At 58.3% G+C, this 5,393-nt stretch carries 3 protein-coding genes and 4 pseudogenes; 1 reads left to right on the top strand and 6 read right to left on the bottom strand.

Annotation, left to right across the window (positions count from 1 at the left end; genetic code table 11):
* Positions 1 to 189: 189 nt before the first annotated feature.
* The 4 genes and pseudogenes from istB to Q0239_RS14325 form a co-directional block, all read right to left on the bottom strand.
* Positions 190 to 912: pseudogene (gene istB, locus Q0239_RS14340) on the bottom strand (IS21-like element helper ATPase IstB); the annotation flags it as partial.
* 8 nt (positions 913 to 920) lie between these two features.
* Positions 921 to 2,411 (bottom strand): annotated as a pseudogene (istA, locus tag Q0239_RS14335) (IS21 family transposase); the annotation flags it as partial.
* A 109-nt stretch (positions 2,412 to 2,520) separates the two neighbouring features.
* Positions 2,521 to 2,700: pseudogene (locus Q0239_RS14330) on the bottom strand (biotin synthase); the annotation flags it as partial.
* Between the two features lie 126 nt (positions 2,701 to 2,826).
* The gene (locus Q0239_RS14325; RefSeq protein ID WP_298604036.1) at positions 2,827 to 3,261 is read right to left on the bottom strand and encodes a hypothetical protein; all 435 of its coding nucleotides are present in this window, start codon (positions 3,259 to 3,261) and stop codon (positions 2,827 to 2,829) included.
* 114 nt (positions 3,262 to 3,375) lie between these two features.
* Between Q0239_RS14325 and Q0239_RS14320 the strand changes: the two genes are divergently transcribed.
* Positions 3,376 to 4,086: a methyltransferase domain-containing protein gene (locus Q0239_RS14320; RefSeq protein ID WP_298604034.1), complete on the top strand. Its 711-nt coding sequence runs from the start codon at positions 3,376 to 3,378 to the stop codon at positions 4,084 to 4,086.
* 36 nt (positions 4,087 to 4,122) lie between these two features.
* On the opposite strand, the gene Q0239_RS14315 is transcribed toward Q0239_RS14320, so the two are convergent.
* Both Q0239_RS14315 and Q0239_RS14310 read right to left on the bottom strand, forming a co-directional pair.
* Positions 4,123 to 4,692 carry a bifunctional 2-polyprenyl-6-hydroxyphenol methylase/3-demethylubiquinol 3-O-methyltransferase UbiG gene (locus tag Q0239_RS14315; protein ID WP_298604032.1) on the bottom strand — a complete coding sequence of 190 codons (570 nt, stop codon included), beginning with the start codon at positions 4,690 to 4,692 and terminating at the stop codon, positions 4,123 to 4,125.
* 51 nt (positions 4,693 to 4,743) lie between these two features.
* Positions 4,744 to 5,393 (bottom strand): annotated as a pseudogene (locus Q0239_RS14310) (hypothetical protein); the annotation flags it as partial.

The following is a 5,393-nucleotide window of genomic DNA, read 5'->3' as shown; positions in this document are numbered from 1 at the left end:
CTTTGCATAAGCTGTTGAATTAGCCTTTGTATTTTGGTTGCGGGGGTGTCAATCGGCTCGCAAATTTGACCCCTCATCGGCGTCCAATTTTGACCCCTTTGCGCGGCGGGGTTTGCTGGTAGCGCTCGTCTCGTCGGAGCTGGCCGGGATAGCGGAGGCGAGACGAGCGCGGGTGGTGTGATCGTCGTCTCGGCTCTTGAACCGCCAGCTATCGTTGCCGGTCTCGACAATGTCGCAGTGATGGGTCAACCGGTCGAGCAGCGCGGTGGTCATCTTGGCGTCGCCGAACACGCTCGGCCATTCGCCGAAGGCGAGATTGGTGGTCACGATGACGGAGGCGCGCTCATAGAGCCGGCTGACGAGGTGGAAGAGAAGCTGGCCACCGGACTGGGCGAAGGGCAAATAGCCGAGTTCATCCAACACGATGAAGTCCATCCGGGTCAGATGCTCGGCGAGCCGTCCTTGCCGTCCGTTGCGGGTCTCGGTCTCAAGGCGATTGACGAGGTCGACTACGTTGAAGAAGCGGCCGCGGGCACCGGATCGGATGCAGCTTCTGGCGATAGCAATAGCCAAGTGGGTTTTGCCTGTGCCGGTGCCGCCAACCAGCACGACGTTGCGTTGTTGGGCGATGAAGCCGCCGCCAGCGAGATCATTGACGAGAGTCTGATTGATCGGCGTGCCGTCGAACTGGAAGTCGGCGATGTCCTTGGCAAGCGGCAGCTTGGCAATGGTGAGCTGGTATTTGATCGAGCGGGCTTGCTTCTCGTTGATCTCGGCGTTGAGCAGGTCGCCGACAATGCGCTGAGGTTCGTGCTGGCGCTTGACGGCAGTCGCCATGATCTCGTCGAAGGCAGCCTTCATGCCGTAGAGCTTGAGTTCGCCCATGAGGTCGAAGATTTGGGTTCGTTCCATCAGATGGTCCTCCGGAGGTTGTCGTAGCGGGCACAATCGGCGATCGGCGCATGACGGAGCGTCAGTGCGGCCGGCGTCATGATGTTGGCCGGTGGGGCGGGTTCACGTTGACGGGCCAGGATATTGAGCACGACATCGGCGGAATGGACGCCGTGACCAAGTGCTTCGGCACAGGCCGCTTCCACCGCGGGCAGACCGTCAGTCAGCACCGCGTTGAGGATGTCGACCATCTGCCGATTGCCATCGTCGGTGCTGGCAAGCTTGCGCCGGATCCGCTCGATCGCGGCCGGCAGCACCCAGTCTTTGAAGGGAGCACCGTTGCGCAAGGCGCCGGGTTTGCGGGCGAGCACCGGCACATAATGCCAGGGGTCGTAGACGGTATCGCCGCGGCCAAAGGATCGCGGGTGCTCGGCAACGATGCATCCATCCTGACGGATCACGATGCGATCGGCATAGGCTTGAACCTCGACCGGTCGTCCGACTGCGCTGGCTGCGACCGAGTACTTGTTGTTGTCGAAGCGCACCAGGCAGGTCTTCGAGACCGATGCCGTCACCGCATGGAAGCCGTCGAAGCGGCCGGCATAGGGAACGAGTTTGGGGCGTTCGGCTTCGAACACCTCCCAGATCGTCTGATCGACCAGCTCCGGGTGGCGATGAGCCTTGGCGTAGGCGATGCATTTGTCGAGCAGCCAGGCGTTTAACTCGTCGAGGTTTTTGAACCGCAGCCGCGGCGTGAAGAAGCGTTCCCTGACCAGCCCAACCTGGTTCTCGACCTGCCCCTTCTCCCAGCCCGACGCTGGCGTGCAGGCGACCGGATCGACCAGATAGTGGCTGCACATCTGCAGGAAGCGGCGATTGTAGAGACGCCCTTTACCGACGAAGATCGTCTCTACAGCGGTCTTCATGTTGTCGTAGATGCCGCGGGTGCAGGTGCCTTTGAACAGGGCGAACGCCCGGTCGTGGGCGTCGAACACCATCTCCTGCGTCTCCCGCGGATAGGCCCGCACGAACAGCATGCGGCTGTGACAGAGCCGGACATGGGCGGCCTTCACCATCACCGTGGTGCCGCTCAGCAAGACCACCTCGTGGCTCCAGTCGAACTGGTAGGCTTCGCCTGGGGCAAAGCTCAGCGGGACATAAGCGGCCGCGGTCGATTGCCCGCGTTCTTTGCTCCACCGCCTGGCGTAACGCCGCACCGCATCGTAACCGCCGTCATAGCCGCGGCCGCGCAGCTCTTCGAAGATCCGGATCAACGTCAGCTGTTCACGAGCCGATTTAGCCGCGTTCGCCGCCAGCAATCCGTCAAGCTCTACTGCCCATCGTCCCAGCTTTGGCCGCGGCTGCACCTGTCGCTCGTACTCGAAGGAGGTCTCTCCCGACCTCAGCACCTTCCGGACCGTGTTCCGCGACACCTTCAGGTCACGGGCGATCTCCTTGATCGTCTTGCCCTTGATGAAGTGCTCGCGCCGGATCCGGGCAATCGTCTCCACGATCAGCATCCCCCACCACCTGCTTCGTTCCAAAGCAGGCAGCGCAACAGACCACTCTGTAGGGGGTCAATTTTGGACGCCGATCCCCCGGCTTAGGGGGTCAATATTGCAGGCCGAATGACATGCAGCGGCCATCGGGCGCGTAGGCATGACAGATGCCAGCGCCTTCCGACGATCCGATGCCCTTTTCAGATCCGAGCGAATGCCGCTTTGGCGCCGCGCTCGATGCGCAGGATGCATCGTATTTTGCAGCGTCGGCTAAAATCGCCAGCTTCTCGATCACAGTGGCCATGAGCAACTCATGTTCATGATTTGTTCTAGCATCGATGATGGAAGAATCAAGCGATTAAAAGCCCATGGAACTCCAGCCGACCTTTTCGGCTGAAGTTGTCCAATGTGTTTTGAGTCGAGATGTTTGCGCAGCTCACCCGAAGCAGATTTCCAGAGCGGTCGGCTGCACCGAATGAATGACCTGCGTTACCAGCAGATTGTGCTCGCCGACGGCGGGATGGATGACGCTCACGACATCCGAACGAATTTTTGTGTTGGCGGGCGTATCGAATGTCAGCGCGAATTGATCGCGAAATCTCGACGGCGTCGGCGGCCCGCGCCGAACGGAACGCAGCACGGTTTTTTGACCGTCGATTTCGAAGGTTTCGCCGATCAGCGCCTCGAAGTGTTCGGCGGTGAGATCACGCAACTCTGTCGTCATTTCGATCACGATATTCGCGCTGCTAATGGCGCGCCACCCCTGAGAGTTCCTGTTCCCCAATGGCGCGTCAGTTCCGCGCTTGTTCGCCGTTGCTGCGGCCATCGGCTTATTTTGTGGATTTTCCGGGCAGTAATCTGCTTTGTTCAAGCAGTCGCACCATCACCCGAATTTGCCCCTCGCTAAGCGGCAAGAACATCGACTATATCATCTGCGGAAAATGACGGGCTCTGCCCGATCGAAATCTTTCGAAGGTGGAAATAGTTGCGAAACGATAGTTCTCCTGTCGATGAAAAGAATGCCGTCAGGCCGGCGCTGCAGATTCCTCGCCTTCAGCTGGCGCGAGTTCTGGATCTTGTTCGACGAGCCGTCGGCGGCGATCGCTTCGAAAATCTGTACAGGGCGATCGAGCAGGAGGTGGTGTCGCTTCCAACCGAGAACAAGCGGCTGCTCGACTACGGCTGCGGGTCCATGATTTTTTCCGACACCTTGAAACGGCGCGGCGCTGTCGCGGACTATTTTGGGGTCGATACGTTTCCCGCGCCAACTGACTCGCCCGAGATCAAGTGGAGCAACTATGCCCAGCTGGCCGAGGCAAAGCTGGAAACGCTCGGCACGTTCGATCTCGCCGTTGTCATCGACGTGCTACATCACGCTGCGGAATCGGACCGTCCCTCGATCCTTCGATCGCTAGGGGACATCTGCCGTTATGTCGTGGTCAAGGATCACTTCGAATATGGGCCGGTATCCCGCCAGAAACTGCGTCTCGCCGACTGGTATGGCAATTATGCCTATGGCGTGAATATTCCCGATCGCTACTTCACTCCGGAAAGCTGGAGCGCGTTGGTCAAGGATTCGGGATTGAAGGAGTTAAAAAGAGTTCCGGGCGTCACGGTTCATGCCGGGCTATTCGGAATGATCCTGCCCCGAAAACATCATTTCATTTCCATTCTTAGCCTTGGCGACAAGCTGTAAATTGCATCGCACGTTGCGACGTGTATCGAAATCGTCTTAGGCGCTCGTCCTATTTTTCTCGAAAACAAAGAGATTGTTGAGACCGAGCTGGAATCTCCTGCGCTCCACCAGCTTGAGATGAGACGAGAGGACATCGACAAGCGTATTCGGATCAAATCCATGATGCTCATCGAGCGTCTTTGCCTCCACGATGCGTAACGACATCAGGATCGCCAGGATGTGGTCGACGAATGGATGCGGGACGGTGATGATGAGGCGTCCTTTATCCGACAGCAACCCGGAGATAACCGAAGCGGATGCCTTGAGATCGGTTTCTGTAAGATGCTCGAAAACCGCGATGGCGAATATCGCGTCGTATTTGGTCGTCGCGGCATGTCCATCGAGAATCGATGGAAAGTATCCCTTCAGCAGGGTTGAATTGGCGGACAGCGGCGCAATCGAAAGCCGGGGATCGCAGCCGTCCAGCCGGATTGCGCCGCCGGCGAATTTCCGCAGCAGGTATCCATCGTCGCAGCCAATATCGAACACGGCATGGATTTTTTTCGGCGATGCCGTGAGCGCCTTTTGAACGCGCCACCAACGCAATATTTTGTCGAAGGTCTTCAATCCAGCATCTCTCTTTCGATATGTCGCCGAGGGTGACCGGCTTGGAGCCGTTCAGATGTTTTCACGTCGTGTCGGCAGGGCAAGAAAGCCCATGATCATGGAGAAGAAAAGAATAATTCCGCCGAAAGACAAAAGTAATGTGGATGCGCTGACCGTGCGAAGAAACCCGCCATAATTCAGCGGGCCGAAACCGGCCTCTCCCCATGCAGCAAGAAGGTCGAGGCCGAGATAGACGCCGATGGCGATCAGAAGCAATCCCATGATTCCGCCGATCTCCAGGACGGGCGATCTCCTCACTGCTTCCAGCAGGCGATGCTCGCTCAGAAATCCTTCTCGCATTCCGAACATTCTAGCGGTGACGCCGAAGACTGATGAGATGAGACCAAGCGTCATGCCGGTCTGCGCATAAAACAACGTGTGAATGTCGAAACCGAACGTGCCAAGCCATACCGTTCCGGCCAGCACCGAGAAATAGAGCATCGAACTGACAACGAGCATAAGAAGGCCCGGATAGAGAAACAGCCAGCGGGGACTGAACAGCAGCATGAAACGAAGATGCCGCCATCCGTCGCGCCATGGACGCAAATGAGGGCGGCGAGACCGCCCATCCCTGGAGAGTGTCGTAGGAACTTCGGCGATCCGCATTCCGAGAAGATTTGCCTTGATGACCATCTCCGAAGCGAATTCCATACCGGTCGTGC

This window comes from uncultured Sphingorhabdus sp., assembly GCF_937872355.1.
GTDB lineage: Bacteria > Pseudomonadota > Alphaproteobacteria > Sphingomonadales > Sphingomonadaceae > Sphingorhabdus_B.
This window is presented reverse-complemented; position numbering and strand designations above follow the sequence as displayed.